The organism is Mesorhizobium sp. C120A (assembly GCF_030323105.1).
Taxonomy (GTDB): domain Bacteria; phylum Pseudomonadota; class Alphaproteobacteria; order Rhizobiales; family Rhizobiaceae; genus Mesorhizobium.
Genome location: NZ_CP100476.1, coordinates 3,407,221 through 3,425,992, shown reverse-complemented (window position 1 = coordinate 3,425,992; position 18,772 = coordinate 3,407,221). Strand labels below are relative to the sequence as shown.

The following is an 18,772-nucleotide window of genomic DNA, read 5'->3' as shown; positions in this document are numbered from 1 at the left end:
TTGTTCAATTGCTTCGGCGGTTAATGGTCGGTGCCGGCCTTTTTCTTCGCCGCAGCGGCCGAGGCAAAGCGCTCGCGCAATTCCTTGCCTTTCCCGGGAATGGTCTTCTGGCGGGCGCGGCCGAAGGCCAGCGCATCGTCCGGCACGCTTTCGGTGATGACGCTGCCCGAGGCGATGTAGCCACCCTTGCCGATGGAAACCGGCGCCACCAGCGACGAGTTCGAGCCGACAAAGGCACCCTCGCCGATATCGGTGAAGAACTTTGAATAACCATCATAGTTGCAGGTGATGGTGCCGGCGCCGATATTGGCCCCCGCGCCCACACGGGCATCGCCGATATAGGTCAGATGATTGACCTTGGCGCCCTCCTCGATGACCGCCTGCTTGACCTCGCAGAAATTGCCGACCTTGGCCTTTTGCCTCAGATCGGCGCCAGGCCTGAGCCGCGCGAACGGACCGACGTCGCAATTGGAGGCGATGGTGGCGCCCTCTATGTGGCTGAAAGCGTGTATCTTGGCCCCGGTTGCAATTTTCACGCCCGGTCCGAACCAGACATTGGGCTCGACGATCGTATCGGCGCCGATTTCGGTGTCATGCGAGAAATACACGGTTTCCGGCGCGATCAGCGTTACGCCCGACCGCATGGCCTCGTAGCGCCGGCGCACCTGCCAGATGCCTTCGGCCTGCGCCAGTTCGGCTCGGTTGTTGATGCCGAGCGCACTCTCGAAGCTGGTTTCGGTGGCAACGACATCGAGCCCTTTCGCACTGGCGATCTCGACGATGTCGGTGAGATAGAACTCGCCCTTGGCGTTCTTGTTGCCAACCTGGTCGAGCAGGTCGAGCGCATGCTTGCCCGCCACCGCCATCATGCCGGCATTACAGAAGCCGATCTTCTTTTCCTCGGCGGAGCAGTCCTTCTCTTCGCGGATGGCAGTCAGCTTGCCGCCCTTTTCGATCAGCCGGCCATAGCCGGCCGGGCTGAGCGGACGGAAACCGATCACCACGACGGCCGCGCCATCGGCAAGCTTTTGCCGCGCGGTCACCAGGGCTTCAGCGTCGATCAGCGGAGTGTCGCCGAACATCACGAGAATATCGTCATAACCCTTTGATATCGCATCGCGCGCAGCTAGCACGGCATGGGCAGTGCCGAGCCGCTTCTCCTGCACGAAGGTCTCGGCCTTGGGCGCGAATTTCGCCGCCGCCTTGTGCATATCATCGGCGCCATGGCCGATCACCAGCGCCTGGCTGCGGGCGCCGGCGGCCTCGGCCGCTTTCACCACATGGGCGACCATCGGCAGTCCGGCGATCTGGTGCAGCACCTTCGGCATCGCGCTCTTCATGCGCGTGCCTTCACCGGCGGCGAGAATGACGGACAGGCAGGATCTCTGGCTCATGGATGGCAACCGTATGAAAGGGATCAGGAATCGCAGAGTGGTAGCATCTGGCGCATGCTGCACCAATGCGGTTAAATTCCGGTGAGGTGATGAGGCAGTTCACTCTCGATCAGCGGATCTCTACCCCAGCCGGCCCAGCAGCGGAAAGGTCTCCAGCAGCCAGTAGGACACCGTCTGCACGCCGCCGGTGAGGAAGAACACCCCGGCGACGACCAGCAGCGCGCCGATCGCCTTTTCGACGCGGCCGATATGGACGCGGAATTTGCCGAGGAAGCGCATGAAGGCGCCGGAGAACAGGGCAGCAATCAGGAACGGAATGCCGAGGCCAAGCGAATAGGCGGCAAGCAGAAGAGCGCCTTCGCCCACCGTCTCGCGGCCGCCGGCCAAGGTCAGGATCGGCCCCAGCACCGGGCCGATGCACGGCGTCCAGCCAAAGGCGAAGGCCAGCCCCATGACATAGGCGGCGACCATGCTGGCAGGCTTGCCCTGCGATTGAAAGCGCGCCTCGCGCGACAAAAGCGGGATGCGCAAGATGCCGAGGAAATTCAGCCCCATCAGGATGATCAGCACGCCGGCAGCCATCGCCAGCGGTTCCTGCCAGACGCGCAGCCAGTGGCCGATGGTCGAGGCGCCGGCGCCGAGCGCCACGAATACGGTGGAGAAACCGAGTACGAAGGCGAGCGAGGAATAGATGAGCGCGCCGCGGGCGCCGGCCTTGGCCGTGACGCCGGCATCGCCACCCCGAAAGTCGTCAACCGACACACCGGCCATGTAGCAGAGATAGGGCGGCACCAGCGGCAGCACGCAAGGCGACAGGAACGAGATCGCCCCCGCCCCGACCGCGCTGACATAGCCGATGTCCAATGGCATTCCAGAACTCCAGATTCCCTAGCGCCGATATAGCGGTGCAAAACCGTGTTCGCCAATCACCATCGTGTGGCATTTGGCTACAGATACGGTTCGGCGGACGGATTGTTACCGGCCAATCCCAAGTTGACCAAGCGGGGGAAGAAATGCCCCTCGCCGAGCGTTCACACAGCGAAGCCGCGATTTCTGCGCGCTTCGTCGGATCACCAGGGAGATTTCCATGAAAAGCATCACTGTCGGCCTGGCCGCCCTTCTGCTCAGCACCGCCGCATCCTTCGCCGCCGAAGCGTGGAAGGAAGCCGAAGTCGGTGGCACCAAGATCTACACCGATGCCAATGGCATGACGCTCTATACCTATGACAAGGACGAGAAGGGCAAGACCAACTGCTATGACAAATGCGCCACCAACTGGCCGCCGCTGAAGGCCGAGGATGGCGCCAAGGCGGACGACGAATGGACCATCGTCGAACGCACCGACGGCACCAAGATGTGGGCCTATGACGGCAAGCCGGTCTACACCTTCATCAAGGACAAGAAGGCCGGTGACAGGCGTCGGCGAAGTCTGGCACATCGTCAAGGCCGACTGATCGTCCGAACCTCTATCCCGCACCCCATCGGCGGGACTCGGCTGGCCGCCGGCTCCAAGCGACCCGGCGACCAGTTCGGCATTTACGGGCAGCACGAACTGGTCGCGGCGCATTTCCCGGTGGCTCGAAACACGAACCCTCCCAGACAAAAATTTTGTGATCTTCTCCATACACTCTAAGAGTGTATTGCGGCACACGCCTCCGCATTTTGGCCGCTTGCCCTTGACCGATCGCAAAAGCGCGGCCATGTGAGCGACCAATTGAATGCGTCACGCAGCGGAATTCTTCTGCCGCCCCACAGCTGATATGAGACCTCATGGACGTCGTCGTCGTCGAATCGCCGGCCAAGGCAAAGACAATCAACAAGTATCTCGGCAAGAACTTCAAGGTTCTGGCCTCGTTCGGCCATGTCCGCGATCTGCCGGCCAAGGATGGTTCGGTGCGTCCCGACGAGGATTTCGCCATGTCCTGGGCGGTCGACACCGCGTCCGGAAAGCGTCTCACCGACATCGCCAACGCGGTCAAGGATGCCGATGGCCTGATCCTCGCCACCGATCCGGATCGCGAGGGCGAAGCCATTTCCTGGCACGTGCTGGAGGTGCTCAAGCAGAAGCGCGTGTTGAAGGACAAGCCGGTCAGCCGCGTCGTCTTCAATGCCATAACCAAGTCGTCGGTGCTGGAAGCGATGGCCAATCCGCGCCAGATCGATGCACCATTGGTCGATGCCTATCTGGCTCGCCGCGCACTCGATTATCTCGTCGGCTTCACGCTGTCGCCGGTGCTGTGGCGCAAATTGCCGGGCGCCCGTTCGGCCGGCCGCGTCCAGTCGGTGGCGCTGCGCCTGGTCTGCGACCGCGAATCCGAGATCGAGCGCTTCATCCGCGAGGAATACTGGCAGATCGCTGCCCTCCTCGGCACGCCACGTAACGACAGCTTCGAGGCGCGGCTGACCGCGTTCGAGCGCAAGAAGCTGCAGAAGCTCGACATCGCCAGCAAGGCGCAGGCCGACGATATCAAGGGCATGCTCGAAGGCGCGACCTTCAAGGCTCTGTCGGTGGAAGCCAAGCCGACGCGGCGCAATCCTGGCCCGCCCTTCACCACTTCGACGCTGCAGCAGGCGGCATCGTCGGGCCTCGGCTTTTCGGCGACGCGCACCATGCAAGTGGCGCAGCGCCTCTATGAAGGCATGGAGATCGGCGGCGAGACCACCGGCCTGATCACCTATATGCGAACCGACGGCGTGCAGATGGCGCCGGAGGCGATCGACGCCGCACGCGACACCATCGCCAAGGAATTCGGCCCACGATACCTCCCGGAAAAGCCGCGCCAGTACACAGCCAAGGCTAAGAATGCCCAGGAAGCGCACGAGGCGGTCCGCCCGACCGATTTCATGCGCACGCCGGCTTCGGTCAGGCAGTATCTCGATTCCGACCAGCTGCGGCTTTACGAATTGATCTGGAAGCGCGCCATCGCCAGCCAGATGCAGTCGGCCGAGATCGAGCGTACCACGGTCGAAATCGAGGCGGTCAATGGCGCCCGCACCGCGGAGCTTCGCGCCGTCGGTTCCGTCGTTCGCTTCGACGGCTTCATCGCCGCCTACACCGACCAGAAGGACGACGACGCCGAAGACGAGGAAAACCGTCGTCTGCCCGAGATCCGTGCCGGCGAGCAGCTGGCCCGTCAGGCGATCAATGCCACCCAGCACACCACCGAGCCGCCGCCGCGCTACTCCGAGGCGTCGCTGATCAAGAAGCTGGAAGAGCTCGGCATCGGCCGTCCGTCGACCTACACCGCGATCCTGAAGACGTTGGAAGACCGTGACTACGTCACCATCGACAAGCGCCGGCTGGTGCCGCAGGCCAAGGGCCGGCTGCTGTCGGCTTTCCTCGAAAGCTTCTTCGAGCGCTATGTCGAATATGACTTCACGGCCTCACTCGAGGAAAAGCTTGACGAGATTTCCGACGGCAAGCTCGCCTGGAAGGACGTGCTGCGCGACTTCTGGAAAGATTTTTCCGGCGCCGTCGCCGACATCAAGGAACTGCGCGTCACCGACGTGCTCGATGCGCTGAACGAGGAACTGGCGCCGCTGGTGTTCCCCGCGCGGGAGGATGGCTCGAATCCCCGCATCTGCCCGAAATGCGGCTCCGGCAATCTGTCGCTGAAACTCGGCAAGTTCGGCGCCTTCGTCGGCTGCTCCAACTATCCGGAATGTTCCTTTACCCGCCAACTCGGCGACGCAGCCAACCCGAATGGCGAGAATGGCGGGGGCGAGGACGGCACCAAGGTGCTCGGCAAGGACCCCTACACGGCAGAGGAAATCACGCTGCGCTCAGGCCGCTTCGGTCCTTATATCCAGCGCGGCGACGGCAAGGAAGCCAAGCGCTCCAGCCTGCCCAAGGGCTGGACGCCTGATTCCATCGACCATGAGAAGGCCCTGGCGCTGCTGTCGCTGCCGCGCGACATCGGCAAGCATCCCGAGTCCGGCAAGATGATCTCCGCCGGGCTTGGCCGCTATGGTCCGTTCGTTTTGCATGATGGCACCTACGCCAATGTCGACAGCATAGAGGATGTGTTCTCGATCGGCCTCAACCGCGCGGTCACCGTGATCGCCGAGAAGCAGCTGAAGGGCAAGGGCGGCCGCAATGGCGGCGCTGCGGCGGCGCTGAAGGAACTCGGCGACCATCCCGATGGCGGCGGCAAGATCGTCGTGCGCGATGGCAAATACGGGCCCTATGTCAACTACGGCAAGGTCAACGCGACACTGCCCAAGGGCAAGGATCCGCAGTCGGTGACCGTCGAGGACGCGGTGGCGCTGATTGCCGAGAAGGAAGCCAAGGGCGGCGGCAAGAAGCCGTTCCGCAAGGCGGCAGCCGCCAAGGCGCCCACAGCCAAGAAAACCACTGCCAAGACAACCACAGCCAAGAAGTCGGCGACCAAGAAGCCGGCGGCGAAGAAAAAGGGATAGCAGCGTGGCGCGCAGGATCACCGGTAGAAGCCACGGCGATCCGCGCACCGCCGACACGAGGGCCAAGGTCAAGGACGACTACAGGCCCTCGCGTGACGAAATCCTGCGCTACATCGCCGAGAACCCCGACCGCGTGGGAAAACGCGACATCGCAAAGGCGTTTGCCTTGCGCGGCGACGACCGCATCTGGCTGAAGGACATTCTGCGCGACCTGCAGGACGAAGGCATCCTGACCAAAGAGCGCAAGCGGCTGGCCCGCGTCGGCGCTCTGCCGCACGTCGCCGTACTCGACATTTTTGGCCGCGACGGCGACGGCATCCTGCTGGCGCATCCGGCGGAGGCCGTCGGCACCGGCGAACCGCCGGTCATCTCGATCCGCGTCTCCCGCGGCGGCAATGGCCCGCAGCCGGGCATTGGCGACCGTGTGCTGGCCAAGACCTTCCCGACCGACGATGCGACCGGGCCTGCCTATACGGGCCGCGTAATGAAGATTTTCGAGAAGCGGACAGATGCCGTGCTGGGCGTCTTCCGTATCCTGAGGGACGGCACCTTCCGAATCGAGCCGGTCGAACGTCGCCAGCCCGAACTGATCGTCGACAAGGAATTCCAGAACGGCGCCAGGAACGGCGACCTTGTCGAGGTCGAGCCGGCGCGGGCCTCCCGGTATGGTTTGCCGCGCGCAAAAGTGCTGGCGGTGCTGGGCTCGCTGACCAGCGAAAAGGCGGTCTCGATGATCGCCATCCACGCGCACGACATTCCGCATATCTTCCCGGCCGATGTCATCGCCGAATCCGAGGCGGTAAAACCGGCGACGCTTGCTCACCGCGAGGACTGGCGCGACCTGCCGCTGGTGACCATCGACCCGGCCGACGCCAAGGACCATGACGACGCCGTCTTCGCCACGCCCGACCTCGACGAGAAGAACCCGGGCGGCGTGATCGCCACGGTGGCGATCGCCGATGTCGGGGCCTATGTCCGCTATGGCACCGCACTCGATCGCGAGGCGCTGAAACGCGGCAATTCTGTCTATTTCCCCGACCGCGTCGTGCCGATGCTGCCAGAGCGCATCTCCAACGACCTGTGCTCGCTGCGCGAAGGCCAGGACCGTCCCGCGCTTGCCGTGCGCATGATTTTTGCCGCCGATGGCCGCAAGCTGCGTCACACCTTCCACCGCGTCATGATGAAATCGGCGGCAAAGCTCGCCTATCCGCAGGCCCAGGCCGCGATAGACGGCCTTCCTGACGACAAGACCGGCCCGATCCTCGATACGGTGCTGAAGCCGCTGTGGGACGCCTACGCCATCCTGAAGCGCGGCCGCGATGGCCGCCAGCCGCTCGAGCTTGATCTGCCGGAGCGCAAGATCCTGCTCAAGCCGGACGGCACCGTCGACCGCGTCATCGTCCCGGAGCGGCTCGACGCCCACAAGCTGATCGAAGAATTCATGATCCAGGCCAATGTCGCCGCCGCCGAAACGCTGGAAGCGAAGAAGCAGGCGCTGGTCTACCGCGTCCACGATGCGCCGTCGCTGGCCAAGCAGGAATCGCTGCGCGAGTTCCTGCAGTCGCTCGGCCTGTCGCTGGCGCGTGGCGCGCAGATGCGGCCCGCCCAGTTCAACGGCATTCTCGAGCGCGTGCGTGGCGCCGACAATGAGGGGCTGGTCAACGAAGTGGTGCTGCGCTCGCAGAGTCAGGCCGAATATTCGCCCAAGAACATCGGCCATTTCGGCCTCAACCTGAAGCGCTACGCGCATTTCACCTCGCCGATCCGCCGCTATGCCGATCTGATCGTGCATCGCGGGCTGATTGCCGCACTTGGGCTCGGCCCCGGCGGGCTGACGCAGGACGAAGAGACGCGGCTGGAAGACGTCGCGGTGCTGATCTCGGGCACCGAGCGCCGCGCCATGGCGGCCGAGCGCGACACCGTCGACCGGCTGATCGCCGCCTACCTCGCCGAGCGCATCGACGGCCGCTTCGACGCCCGCATTTCGGGCGTCACCAAATCGGGACTATTTGTCCAATTGCCGCAGTTTGGCGCAGATGGCTTCATCCCGGTGTCAAGTCTGGATGGCGATTACTATATATATGACGAAACCGCGCGATCGCTGTTCGGAGAACGCACCGGCAAGGGCTATCAGCTTGCCGACCGCGTCGAGGTTCGCCTGATCGAGGTGGCGCCTATGGCCGGCGCGATGCGTTTCGAGATGCTGACCGACCCGAAGCCCCTGCCCGGCTCCAAACGGTCGTTTCACAAGGCAAAAGGCCGCGCCCGCGCGTCGCAATCGCGCCCGGGGTCGCGCGGCAGGAGACGATAATGGCAAGCGAAATGGGAATCCAGAAGCAGGTTTTCGGCGGCGAACATCATTCGGGCCGAGTCGCCCGCCCGCTGTGGACGGCGATGAAGCGCGGCGCCCTTGGCCGCTGCCCGCATTGCGGCGAAGGCAGGTTATTCGCCGGCTTCACCAAAAGCGTCGACAAATGCGCCGCGTGCGGTGAGGAGTTCCACCACCACCGCGCCGACGACCTGCCCGCTTATCTCGTCATCGTCATCGTCGGCCACATCGTTCTCGGCGCCTTCATGGGCGTCGAGGCGACGTCGACGCTCTCCATGTGGCAGCACATCGCCATTTGGGTGCCGTTGACCATCGTGCTGTCGGTCGCTCTGCTGCAACCGGTCAAGGGCGCCGTCATCGGACTGCAATGGGCGCTCTATATGCACGGCTTCGGCGGCGAAAAAGACGGCACCGAGCCGCATCCCGGAACCTAGTTTGCGTCAGGGCAATGTCGCCTGGCGCAACATGCCGACCGTGAAAGGCCACTTTCGTTTGCCAGAAGTTTCCGCTAGGTCCTGCGCATGGAAGGTATGACCAAGGCGGAAGTCAGCAGGATGGACCGTGGCGCAGCCGCCCACAGCGGCCTGCCCATACGCCCGCGCGATGCCGCCACCCTGATCCTGCTCGACCGCGAGGACGACGAGATTCTGGTGCTGATGGGCCGGCGCCATGCAGGCCACGCCTTCATGCCCGGCAAGTTCGTCTTTCCCGGCGGCCGCACCGATTCGGCCGACAGCCGCATTGCCGTTGCCACCCCATTGCTTCCGGAGGAAGAAGCCAGGCTGACCGCCGGCGTCGGCCGCATCAGCCCGTCGCGGGCCCGTGCCATCGCGCTCTCGGCCATCCGCGAGACTTATGAGGAAGCCGGCCTGCTCATCGGCCGCAAAGGCTCGTTCGCAACCGACAAACGCGACTGGCAGGGCTTTGTCGAGCACGGCGTCCAGCCTTCGCTGGCGCCGCTGCGCTTCATTGCCCGCGCCATCACCCCGCCCAATCGCGTGCGTCGTTTCGACACCCGCTTCTTCAGCGCCTGGCGCAGCGATGTCGCCGTGGAACTGCCGGGTGGCGGCCCGACCAATGAGCTGGAAGAACTGGTCTGGCTGCCGCTCGCCAAGGCCAGAGAGGCCGATATCCCCGAGATCACCCGAACGATCTTGCAGGAGCTGGAGACGCGGCTTGCCGGCGATCCGCGCCTGCGACCCGGTGGGTCCGTGCCGTTCTACCGGCTTGTCCGCAACCGCTTCGTTCGCGAAATTCTTTAGAGCAATTCCAGGAAAAGTGTGACGCGGTTTTCCGTCCGGAATTACGCAATATCAAACAGACAGAGTATTCAGGCATCACATGACGGTCGATACCCAGCAAGAGGGCGACGAGCGCGTACATTGGCTACCGATGATCGCCGCGATCTCGTCGATCAGCGTCGTCGGCATCGCCATAGGCCTCGGCATGCCGCTGCTCAGCGTTATTCTCGAGAGCCGCGGCCACTCGGCATCGATGATCGGCCTCAACACCGCGGTCGCCGGCCTTGCCTCGATCGCCGGCGCCCCGCTGGCCACGCCGCTGGCGATGCGCTTCGGCGTCGCCTGGACGATGATCGCCATGATCGCCGCCGGCGCGCTCGCCTTTGTCGGCTTCCACTTCGCGCCGGACTTCTGGATGTGGTTCCCACTACGCGTCGTGCTGCACATCGCGCTGACGGTGCTGTTCATCCTGTCGGAATTCTGGATCAGCACCTCGGCGCCGCCGCGCCGGCGCGGCCTGGTGCTCGGCATCTACGCCACAGTGCTGTCGCTCGGCTTCGCCGCCGGGCCATGGATCTTCGCCCATATCGGCAGCACCGGCTTCTTGCCGTTTGGCGTCATCATCGTCCTGGTCGCGCTGGCCGCAATCCCGGTGCTGGCCGCACGGAATGAAAGTCCCGCAATCGTGGTTGACGGCGAAACCAGCAACTTCCTGCGCTACATCTGGCTGGTGCCGACAGCGACCGCCGCCGTGCTGGTGTTCGGCGCCGTCGAGACCGGCGGCTTTGCGCTGTTCCCCGTCTATGGCAACCGCATCGGCTATTCCGAGGCGGATGCAGCCCTCCTGCTCACCATGATCGGCCTCGGCAACGTGCTGTTGCAGATCCCTATCGGCATGATCAGCGACCGCGTCTCAGACCGCCGCTATCTGCTTTTGGCCTGTGCCACGGTCGGACTTGCCGGCACCATCTTCATGCCGTTCTTCGCCGGCAATTGGCACCTGATGGCGGCGCTTCTGTTCGTCTGGGGCGGCGTGGTGGCCGCCATGTACACGATCGGCCTTGCCCATCTGGGCTCGCAGCTCTCCGGCCATGAACTGGCCTCGGCCAATGCCGCCTTCGTGCTCTGCTACGGCGTCGGCATGGTGCTTGGCCCGCAGGCGATCGGCATCGGCATGGATGCCTTCGGGCCCTCCGGCTTCGGCTGGTCGCTCGGCCTGTTCTTTGCCGCCTATATCGCCTTGGTCAGCGCCAGGCTGGTCCGCAAGATCTGGTAGCCTGTTCGCCCGCCAGCCTGCGCAATCCTGACGGGATGTCGCCGCTGCTGACAGAACCGTGTCAGGAGACCTCAGCTAAAAGGGTGTCCCAAAAAACCCGAGTTTGAGGATACGGCGATGATCGACAGCGGCTTTGAAACCACATCTCTGCGCATGACGCTTCTGCTGCTTGTCAGCTTCCAGGCCCCGGCAGCCGATGTCGACCGCATCATGGACGCCGTGGTCGCGATCGCGCCGCTGGCAATGGGCAAATACGACCGCAACGCCTATCAAACCGCGCACGGCATCGAACGCTACCGACCGCTGGAAGGTGCAGCCGCCGGCATCGAAACCGAACTGCGCCGCCGCCCCGGCACCGTCGAGGTCTCGTTCGAGTTGCCCGACGACCAGGCGCTCGCCGCCCGCGTCGTCGAGGCGATTTTCCAGGCGCATTCCTACCAGGAGCCGGTGATCCGCATCCAGCCAATCCTCGCCAGCCGCTCCAAGGGCCTGGACGACCGCGCCAATCCGAATTGCTGGTGGAACACCACCGGGGACTGGAAGAAAGCGCTTCCAGTTAAGGAAGAAGCCTAGAAATCCGGCCCCGCTGAGGGGAAGCACCGGCCTTACCTTCTCCCGTTGTGAGGTGAGAAGCGGTCCGTAGCGGACGAAAAGCCAATTGCTTGGTTTTTCGAGATTCGAACGCCCTGAGCCTGCGAAGAATTGGGCGGGGGTGACAATCCACCCTGCCCAACCCGCCGCTTCGCTGCGTCCCGGCATTCGCCGGCCCATAGCCATGCTGTCCGTCTCGTCCTCAGCCTCCATCGCGCCGATGATAAAACCGGACAACTCACGTGCTACCTAATCCGGACAACTCATGTGCTTACGACAGAGGCAAGGCGTCGGGCTTGACTTTCCGGGCACGTTCTTTATGTGTCGCGCCAAGTTTCCCGCGTCCGGGTGTTTTCCCCCGCTCCAGCGGCCAAAACCCCACGAACATAACGGACTGATACAATGGCCAAAGCCGCAAACATCAAGATCAAGCTTCTGTCGACCGCCGACACCGGTTTCTTCTACGTGACCAGCAAGAACAGCCGTACCAAGACCGACAAGCTGTCGTTCCGCAAATACGACCCGGTCGCCAAGAAGCATGTCGAGTTCAAGGAAACCAAGATCAAGTAATCTGGTTTTCATACGCTCTGTCAAAAGCGCCGCCCCTTCGGGCGGCGTTTTTGATTCAAGGCCCCGAAAAGCCAGAACCCTCCGCTGTTTGGCGCGAAGTGCTCATCTCATTTTTTGGCAAAAAAGGGGGCCGGTCGGCGTATGGCAGCGGTACGAGGAGGCCACTATGTGCCAGCGCCGGCCGGCCGACCCCACGGACCCAGGAGATGCGGCGGACCTGAGCATCATGGGGTATTCGGCGAAGCGATGCGGCTGTCTACCCTCGTGCCCGCATCGCCCTTGTTCTTGCACCGCACATTTGCGCAACAATGTTTGAAAATCAATAGTTTCTTAACCAAGCCTGCCGAATCGCTTGGATTAAGGTAAATTCCTAACCCTATCCGATTGACTGGATAATCGGTGGTCTAGCCTACGCTGCCTTGGCGACGACCCGGTTGCGGCCGCCACTTTTGGCTTCGTAGAGCGCCACGTCGGCACGTTTCATCAACGCCGCGACCGTGTCCGCGCCCTTCAGAACCGATGACACGCCGACGCTGACCGTGACTTCGATCGCCTTGCCTTCAGGGCCGATGGCAAAGGGCAGCTGGGCGATTTCGGCGCGAATGCGCTCGGCAACCTTCTCCGCCACCGCGCCGTCCGTGTCCGGCATCACAACGACGAATTCCTCGCCGCCGAAGCGGCAGGCAAGGTCGATGCCCCTGACGTTCTTGCGCAGCCGCCTTGCGAACTCGCGCAGCACATCGTCGCCGCCATCATGGCCATGCGAGTCATTGACGGTCTTGAAGCGGTCCAGATCGGTGATCATCACAGACAGAGGCCGCCGCCGCGCCACGGCGCGGTCGAACAGCGTCTGCAAATGGCTGTCGAGGTAGCGGCGGTTGTGCAGCCCGGTCAATGCGTCGGTCACCGCCATCTCTATGGTCTGGGTGACGCTGGCGCGCAGCTGGTCATTGTAGCGCTTGCGGCGCACCTGCGTGCGCAGCCGCGCCGTCAGCTCCTGCTGGTCGATCGGCCGCATCAGATAGTCGTTGATGCCGAGTTCGAGGCCTCTGATGATGCGGCCCTCCTCGCCTTCGTCGGCAATCAGGATGATCGGCAGGAAGCGGGTGCGGTCGAGCGAACGCAATTGCGAACACAACCGCAGCGGATCGAAATCGGTAAAACCGGTCGAGATCAGCACGCACTCATAGGGCGCCTCGGCGGCTTGGAAGAAGCCGGCATGCGGATCGGTCGCAATGTCGAGCTCGGCGCTGCCGCGCAGCATTTTCTGGATGCGCTCAACCGACGATTTGCGCTCGTCGATCAATAGCACCTTCGGCGTGGCGTCCTCCGACGCGAAGCTGCGGCTCAACAGCGCATCGATGCCGATGTTGCGGGTGGTCGATGCGCGCAGCCGCAGCTCGTCGGTCAGCGACTTCAGCCTGACCAGGCTCTTCACCCGCGTCATCAGCTGCAGATCGTTGACCGGCTTGGTGAGAAAGTCGTCGGCGCCTGCCTCGAGGCCGCGCACCCGGTCGGCAACGTGGCCCAGCGCGGTCACCATGACCACCGGTATATGCGCGGTCGCCGGATCGCTTTTCAGCCGCTTGCAGACCTCGAACCCGTCCATGCCGGGCATCATCACGTCGAGCAGCACGACATCGACCTTGCCGTTTTCGCAGATCTCGATCGCGTCCGGCCCGTTGGAGGCCGTCAACACCTCGAAATATTCGGCCAGCAGCCGAACCTCGAGAAGTTTGACATTGGCAGGGATGTCGTCGACGACGAGGATCCGCGCGGTCATGTCACAAGGCTCCGGCTGAAGGCATCAGGCATCACCGAGATAGGATTTGATGGTCTCGATGAAACGCGGCACCGAGATCGGCTTGGAGATGTAGGCCTCGCAACCGCCCTGGCGAATGCGTTCCTCGTCGCCCTTCATGGCGAAGGCGGTGACGGCGATGACCGGAATGGAATGGAGGTCGTCGTCCTCCTTCAGCCATTTCGTCACTTCCAGCCCCGACACTTCGGGCAGCTGGATGTCCATCAGGATCAGGTCGGGCCTGTGCTGGCGCGCCAGATCGAGCGCCTCGAGCCCGTTGCGCGTGCGCACCGTTTCATAACCGCTGGCTTCGATGAGGTCGCGAAAGAGCTTCATATTGAGCTCGTTGTCCTCGACGATCATGACCTTCTTAGGCATCGATTTCCCGTCCCGGCCAGGCTTCTGCCCGAAGCCCTGCCGCTATGCGCCCTTGTCGAAGCACACCAAACCCTCGCCCACTCTTAAGGCAATATGATTGACGAAATGGAAACTCGAAGCGGCAAAAGCCATTCGGATTCCACCTCGAAAACCACATTGGATCGGGGCTGTGGCTTGCCGCAGGCGACGCTTGCGATTACTGCGGAAAAGAGACTCATTTCCGCAACGAGAAAGTAGTGATGGCAAACGCAGCGTCAATGCGCGAGGAAGCGGAAACCATTGCCGTGAAGGCACTGGGCTTCGTCGCCGCCGACCCCGAACTCCTGCCGCGCTTCCTGGCCCTCACCGGCATCGAGGCGTCCGCCATCCGCCGCGCCGCGGCCCAACCGGGATTCCTTGCCGGCGTGCTGCAGTTCATCCTCGCCCACGAGCCGACCTTGCTGCGCTTTGCCGAGGAAACCGACACTCCGCCGGCCTCAGTCGGCAAGGCGTTGCGCGCGCTGCCTCTTGGCGGCGACGACCATGAGCATTCGATATGAGCGACGATCCCGAGACGGCACGCCAGATCGCCGAACTTGCAGCCGACGACCGGCCTCTGCTGATCCTCGATGTCGACGATGTCGTGCTCGAATTCATCCGGCCGTTTCCGCATTTCCTGAAATCGCGCGGCTTCGGCCTGACCCTGGCCTCCTTCCGTCTCACCGGCAACATTGCCGAAACGGCGAGCGGCCGGCTGATCGAACAGCCGGAGGTGACGGCACTTCTCGGAGATTTCTTCGATACGCAGGCCGACTGGCAGAGCGTTACCGACGGTGCCGAACAAGCGCTTGCCAGCCTCAGCGACCGCGTCGAGATCGTCCTTTTGACCGCCATGCCGCACCGGCATCGCGCCGCCCGCCGCGCTCATCTCGATGCGCTCGGGCTGCCCTATCCGCTGTTGACCACGGAGATGGCCAAGGGACCCGCGGTGGCTAAGTTGCGTGGTAGCAAAGGGCGGCCGGTAGCCTTTGTCGACGACCAGCCCGCCAATCTCATCTCGGCACGCAACTCGGTTGCCGACGCCCACCTCTTCCACCTGATGGCCGACAATTCGCTGCGCGCCTTCCTGCCGCCGGTGCCGGACGACATCATCTCCGTCGAGGACTGGCACGAGGCCGCGCCAAAGATTGCTAGCGCGCTGGGACTCTGAGTTAGCCGCCCCCGAGGTCAGTGCTCAAGGCTTCGTTGCTGTCCCAGGGATCGCATCCGGATCGGCGTTGTCTTCCACGACCGGATCAGGCCCCTTCAGCATCGCGCCGTTGACCGTCACCGACCCATCATGCCTGGCGTTGATCACCCATTCGATACGGCCGTCCGGCAGCGTCTTGGCGAATCCCTTAATCGCAAGCGCCCCTGTGAAAGCCTGCGAGGCCTCCGGGTCAGATTTAGCCGCCGCCTGCAAGGTTTCAACGATCTTGTCGTAGCCGGTTACGTCGACGGTCACGCTCGCATCCGGCTTCTTGCCGGGGAACGTCATTTCGCCCTCCATCGCGACCTCGATGTCGCCGTTCTTCACCGTGCTGTGCCCGAGAACGAATTTTGGTATCTTGGCCAGGAAATTGGCGGAAATCTCGTCGCCGAAATCTGGCGGCAGCGGTGGATCCTTGCTGAAATCGAGGGTGTCGATGGTTTTCCTGGCCATACTGTCGAGATCGATGTTGGCGCCGCCGAAATTCAGGTCGAGATCCGTCGGCAGCAACGCAACGGTCCAACTGGGCAGCATCTGCTGCGGTATTGTCAGGCCGGAAACCTTGAATGCGTAGCTGATCTTGCCGTCCTTGGTGATGCCGTCCATGCCGACAACGGTGTTCAGCTGCGCCGCGCCGAAATTGCCGGCATATGTTTCAATGGCAAGGTTTTTGAATGCGTAGGTCCCATCGATCCGTTCCCATAGCGGCAGCGCACCGAGCAGAAGCGTTTTGAACTCTGCTTGATCGGCCTTCAGCCGGGCCTCGTCCTCATGGGCGACGGCGAACGCCAAAAGATCCAGAAGCGGCTTGGTCTGAATGGCCTTAGCGGTCACGTTCACAGCGAGCTCCGGTGCCCGGAGCGCTGCGATTGACCGGTCATCGATTTTGACCGTTTCGACGAAGTCCGCCATCGCCTGTGTGAAATTAAGATCGACGCCGCCGTTGGCCGACTTCCTGGCGTCAAATTTGGAAGAGCCCAGCCCCACGCTCAAATCGGTCAATTGACTGACTTGGCGCGACGTCATCGTCATGCCCGCAATCGAACTGGTGCCGCTGGTAAATGCCGCCAGTTCCGGGTCATAGACGCCCGTGAACTTGCCATCCTTGACAACGATTTGCCCGGTGTTCAGGCCATTTGGGCCATTTACCTCGATGGACCCAGTCGTAGAGAAATCCGAGGCGACATCCCAGCCTCCGTCGCTGCGCGGTTTGACCCGCAGCGTGACGGGCGGGAAATCGAACCGCTTCAGATCCTGCTTCGGCATCTTCGCCACAAGCGCCATCACATCGAAGGTGATCTTGTAGGCACCCTCCTCGGCTGAGATCTTCAAAATGCCTTCATTGAGCGCCTGTTTGCCGACATAGCGAGAGAGCTCATCGGAAAGTTGCTTGGCACCTTGGGCATCGACAGCCTGGCCAAAGGCAGGAGCGCTGAGGGCGAGAAGGAAAGCAAGCGGCAAGACACGGTTCACAAAATTCTCCATTTGACCAAAAAGGAACGCTTCGTTCGTCTGCTATGAAACCAACCTACAGCTTCCACAGGACATCAACAAACGCCGACGGGTAATTAGACTACAACACCAGCCGCATCAGCGGCCGTCCGGCCTTGCGTTCGACAAGCCGCTCGAAGCCGGCCTTTTCAAACACACGCGACGAGCCGACGAACAGTCCGATCGAACGCGAATCGCGCGACACGTCGATCGGACACGCCTCGACCAGCCGCGCCTTGTTCTGGCGGGCAAAAGCGATGCCGCCCTCGACCAGGCGGTGGCTGACGCCCCGGCCGCGCGCGCTGGCGCGGATGAAGAAGCAGGAGATGGCCCAGACGCCGGGATCTACGGCGTCGGTTGGATCGACCGGCGCCGAGCCCCTGCCCCGATTGTTCCATTCGGGCACGTCGGCGCGCGGGCCGATCTGCATCCAGCCGACCGCTATGCCGTCCTCGAAAGCCAAAAGCCCCGGCGGCGGTCCGGCCTCGATACGCGCCTTGATATGATCCTTGTTGCGCTGCTTGTCGCTGGCCCGTCGGACCGCCGGCGCCATCCGGAAATGCGTGCACCAGCAGCCGTAACAGGCGCCCTGCTTGCCAAAAAGATCCTCGAAATCCGCCCACAGGTCAGGCGCCAGCGGCGCTATGGTGGTGCTCATGAGTTCTCTCCCGGCTAACCGCTTGTGGCGGCTTCCGTCCTGGCGTACCATTGCATCTGTTCTCTTTATGTTCGCAGCGATGGCGGCCCCTGTCAACAATCCCGAGCACGGTTTTTGCCGCGACTGCCTGACCTTTCAGCGCAGCGATACCAGGCGCTGTGAGCGTTGCGGCAGCCCTCGACTCACCCGCCATCCCGAGCTCTACCAGCTGCATCTGGCGCATATCGATTGCGACGCCTTCTATGCGGCGATCGAAAAGCGCGACAATCCGGCGCTGAAGGACAAGCCGCTGATCATCGGCGGCGGCAAGCGCGGCGTCGTCTCCACCGCCTGCTACATCGCCCGCATCAAGGGAGTGCGCTCGGCAATGCCGATGTTCAAGGCGCTCGAAGCCTGTCCGGAAGCGGTCGTCATCCCGCCCAATATGGAGAAATACGTCCGCGTCGGCCGCGATGTCCGCGCCTTGATGCAGGCGCTCACGCCGCTGGTCGAGCCGCTCTCCATCGATGAGGCGTTTCTCGACCTTGCCGGCACCGAGCGCCTGCACGGCATGCCGCCGGCGGTGGTGCTGGCGCGCTTTGCGCAGACCGTCGAAAAGGAAATCGGCATCACCGTTTCGGCCGGCCTTTCCTACTGCAAGTTCCTGGCCAAGGTTGCCTCCGATTTCCGCAAGCCGCGCGGCTTTTCGGTGATCGGCGAAGCCGAGGCGCTGGGTTTCCTGGCCGAACAGCCAGTGACGCTGATCTGGGGCGTAGGCAAGGCTTTTGCCGCAACGCTCGAACGCGACGGCATCCGCAGCATCGCCCAGTTGCAGCGCATGGAGCGCGCCGATCTTATGCGCCGCTATGGCGTGATGGGCACCCGGCTCTACCATCTCTCGCGCGGCCAGGACGACCGCCGTGTCGATCCCGACCAGGATGCGAAAAGTGTGTCGGCCGAAACCACTTTCGACACCGACATAGCTGAAATGGGCGAACTGGTTCCAGTGCTGAGGGGATTGTCGGAAAAGGTCTCGGCGCGGCTGAAGAAGTCAGGCATTGCCGGGCGCACCGTGGTGCTGAAGCTGAAGACGCAGGATTTCAAGCTGCGTACCCGCAACCGCCAACTCGGCGATCCGACCAGATTGGCCGACCGTATTTTCCAGACCGGTCTCGAGCTGTTGCGCAAGGAGGCGGACGGGACAAAGTACCGGCTGCTCGGCATCGGTGTCAGCGATCTCTCGGATGACGAGAAAGCCGATCCGCCCGATCTCGTCGACGTCGGCTCGCGCAAGCGCGCCATGGCCGAAAGCGCCATCGATACGCTGCGCGACAAGTTCGGCAAGAAGGCGGTGGAAACCGGCTACACCTTCGGTAAAGGCCGCAACGCCAACCCGCCGGAGCCGATCGAGGAGTGA

General features: G+C 63.1%; 16 protein-coding genes and 1 pseudogene. 11 read left to right on the top strand and 6 right to left on the bottom strand.

The features are described from left to right. Window positions 1-20: 20 nt before the first annotated feature. Window positions 21-1,394: a bifunctional UDP-N-acetylglucosamine diphosphorylase/glucosamine-1-phosphate N-acetyltransferase GlmU gene (glmU, locus tag NL532_RS16420; protein ID WP_023828662.1), complete on the bottom strand. Its 1,374-nt coding sequence runs from the start codon at window positions 1,392-1,394 to the stop codon at window positions 21-23. Between the two features lie 120 nt (window positions 1,395-1,514). Continuing rightward, entirely contained in the window at window positions 1,515-2,264 is a 750-nt protein-coding gene (locus tag NL532_RS16415; RefSeq protein WP_023828663.1) for a cytochrome c biogenesis CcdA family protein, read from the bottom strand. Window positions 2,265-2,481: 217 nt separating this feature from the next. On the opposite strand from NL532_RS16415, the pseudogene NL532_RS16410 reads away from it, so the two are divergent. The 8 genes and pseudogenes from NL532_RS16410 to rpmG all read left to right on the top strand — a co-directional run bounded on the left by NL532_RS16410 (window position 2,482) and on the right by rpmG (window position 11,820). Further along, window positions 2,482-2,848 (top strand): annotated as a pseudogene (locus NL532_RS16410) (COG4315 family predicted lipoprotein). Between the two features lie 316 nt (window positions 2,849-3,164). Then, window positions 3,165-5,813, top strand: coding sequence for a type I DNA topoisomerase (topA, locus tag NL532_RS16405; RefSeq protein ID WP_023828664.1), 2,649 nt, complete (start codon window positions 3,165-3,167; stop codon window positions 5,811-5,813). A 4-nt stretch (window positions 5,814-5,817) separates the two neighbouring features. Further along, the gene (gene rnr, locus NL532_RS16400; protein ID WP_023828665.1) at window positions 5,818-8,124 is read left to right on the top strand and encodes a ribonuclease R; all 2,307 of its coding nucleotides are present in this window, start codon (window positions 5,818-5,820) and stop codon (window positions 8,122-8,124) included. Continuing rightward, complete coding sequence (locus NL532_RS16395) at window positions 8,124-8,576, top strand: DUF983 domain-containing protein (protein WP_027050375.1); 453 nt, start codon at window positions 8,124-8,126, stop codon at window positions 8,574-8,576. The genes rnr and NL532_RS16395 overlap by 1 nt, the downstream gene beginning before the upstream one ends. Window positions 8,577-8,663: 87 nt before the next feature. Then, window positions 8,664-9,404, top strand: a complete 741-nt coding sequence (locus NL532_RS16390; RefSeq protein ID WP_023828666.1) for an NUDIX hydrolase — start codon at window positions 8,664-8,666, stop codon at window positions 9,402-9,404. A 79-nt stretch (window positions 9,405-9,483) separates the two neighbouring features. Continuing rightward, the gene (locus NL532_RS16385; RefSeq protein ID WP_023828667.1) at window positions 9,484-10,659 is read left to right on the top strand and encodes an MFS transporter; all 1,176 of its coding nucleotides are present in this window, start codon (window positions 9,484-9,486) and stop codon (window positions 10,657-10,659) included. A 117-nt stretch (window positions 10,660-10,776) separates the two neighbouring features. Then, the gene (locus tag NL532_RS16380) at window positions 10,777-11,232 is read left to right on the top strand and encodes a YqfO family protein (RefSeq protein WP_023753314.1); all 456 of its coding nucleotides are present in this window, start codon (window positions 10,777-10,779) and stop codon (window positions 11,230-11,232) included. A gap of 420 nt (window positions 11,233-11,652) precedes the next feature. Continuing rightward, entirely contained in the window at window positions 11,653-11,820 is a 168-nt protein-coding gene (rpmG, locus tag NL532_RS16375) for a 50S ribosomal protein L33 (protein WP_006201775.1), read from the top strand. Window positions 11,821-12,229: 409 nt separating this feature from the next. On the opposite strand, the gene NL532_RS16370 is transcribed toward rpmG, so the two are convergent. Both NL532_RS16370 and NL532_RS16365 read right to left on the bottom strand, forming a co-directional pair. Then, entirely contained in the window at window positions 12,230-13,603 is a 1,374-nt protein-coding gene (locus NL532_RS16370) for a PleD family two-component system response regulator (RefSeq protein ID WP_023828668.1), read from the bottom strand. A 24-nt stretch (window positions 13,604-13,627) separates the two neighbouring features. Then, complete coding sequence (locus tag NL532_RS16365; protein ID WP_023667574.1) at window positions 13,628-13,999, bottom strand: response regulator; 372 nt, start codon at window positions 13,997-13,999, stop codon at window positions 13,628-13,630. Between the two features lie 239 nt (window positions 14,000-14,238). On the opposite strand from NL532_RS16365, the gene NL532_RS16360 reads away from it, so the two are divergent. Both NL532_RS16360 and NL532_RS16355 read left to right on the top strand, forming a co-directional pair. Beyond that, window positions 14,239-14,538: a DUF3572 domain-containing protein gene (locus NL532_RS16360; RefSeq protein ID WP_023822973.1), complete on the top strand. Its 300-nt coding sequence runs from the start codon at window positions 14,239-14,241 to the stop codon at window positions 14,536-14,538. Further along, window positions 14,535-15,188, top strand: coding sequence for a hypothetical protein (locus tag NL532_RS16355; RefSeq protein WP_023822974.1), 654 nt, complete (start codon window positions 14,535-14,537; stop codon window positions 15,186-15,188). The genes NL532_RS16360 and NL532_RS16355 overlap by 4 nt, the downstream gene beginning before the upstream one ends. A gap of 24 nt (window positions 15,189-15,212) precedes the next feature. Here NL532_RS16355 and NL532_RS16350 read toward each other — a convergent pair whose 3' ends face one another. Both NL532_RS16350 and NL532_RS16345 read right to left on the bottom strand, forming a co-directional pair. Then, window positions 15,213-16,700: a hypothetical protein gene (locus NL532_RS16350; RefSeq protein ID WP_023822975.1), complete on the bottom strand. Its 1,488-nt coding sequence runs from the start codon at window positions 16,698-16,700 to the stop codon at window positions 15,213-15,215. Between the two features lie 100 nt (window positions 16,701-16,800). After that, a complete protein-coding gene (locus NL532_RS16345) occupies window positions 16,801-17,376 on the bottom strand; it encodes a GNAT family N-acetyltransferase (protein ID WP_023822976.1) in 576 nt (191 codons plus the stop codon). Between the two features lie 67 nt (window positions 17,377-17,443). Between NL532_RS16345 and NL532_RS16340 the strand changes: the two genes are divergently transcribed. Then, on the top strand, window positions 17,444-18,772 hold the full coding sequence (locus NL532_RS16340) for a DNA polymerase IV (protein ID WP_023734461.1): 1,329 nt from the start codon (window positions 17,444-17,446) through the stop codon (window positions 18,770-18,772).

What these genes read in the sequence shown, in the direction of transcription:
- glmU (WP_023828662.1), bottom strand. Translation starts at nt 1,394, where the DNA reads ATGAGCCAGAGATCCTGCCTGTCCGTCATTCTCGCCGCCGGTGAAGGC.
- NL532_RS16415 (WP_023828663.1), bottom strand. Translation starts at nt 2,264, where the DNA reads ATGCCATTGGACATCGGCTATGTCAGCGCGGTCGGGGCGGGGGCGATC.
- topA (WP_023828664.1), top strand. Translation starts at nt 3,165, where the DNA reads ATGGACGTCGTCGTCGTCGAATCGCCGGCCAAGGCAAAGACAATCAAC.
- NL532_RS16395 (WP_027050375.1), top strand. Translation starts at nt 8,124, where the DNA reads ATGGCAAGCGAAATGGGAATCCAGAAGCAGGTTTTCGGCGGCGAACAT.
- NL532_RS16390 (WP_023828666.1), top strand. Translation starts at nt 8,664, where the DNA reads ATGGAAGGTATGACCAAGGCGGAAGTCAGCAGGATGGACCGTGGCGCA.
- NL532_RS16385 (WP_023828667.1), top strand. Translation starts at nt 9,484, where the DNA reads ATGACGGTCGATACCCAGCAAGAGGGCGACGAGCGCGTACATTGGCTA.
- NL532_RS16380 (WP_023753314.1), top strand. Translation starts at nt 10,777, where the DNA reads ATGATCGACAGCGGCTTTGAAACCACATCTCTGCGCATGACGCTTCTG.
- rpmG (WP_006201775.1), top strand. Translation starts at nt 11,653, where the DNA reads ATGGCCAAAGCCGCAAACATCAAGATCAAGCTTCTGTCGACCGCCGAC.
- NL532_RS16370 (WP_023828668.1), bottom strand. Translation starts at nt 13,603, where the DNA reads ATGACCGCGCGGATCCTCGTCGTCGACGACATCCCTGCCAATGTCAAA.
- NL532_RS16365 (WP_023667574.1), bottom strand. Translation starts at nt 13,999, where the DNA reads ATGCCTAAGAAGGTCATGATCGTCGAGGACAACGAGCTCAATATGAAG.
- NL532_RS16360 (WP_023822973.1), top strand. Translation starts at nt 14,239, where the DNA reads ATGGCAAACGCAGCGTCAATGCGCGAGGAAGCGGAAACCATTGCCGTG.
- NL532_RS16355 (WP_023822974.1), top strand. Translation starts at nt 14,535, where the DNA reads ATGAGCGACGATCCCGAGACGGCACGCCAGATCGCCGAACTTGCAGCC.
- NL532_RS16345 (WP_023822976.1), bottom strand. Translation starts at nt 17,376, where the DNA reads ATGAGCACCACCATAGCGCCGCTGGCGCCTGACCTGTGGGCGGATTTC.
- NL532_RS16340 (WP_023734461.1), top strand. Translation starts at nt 17,444, where the DNA reads ATGTTCGCAGCGATGGCGGCCCCTGTCAACAATCCCGAGCACGGTTTT.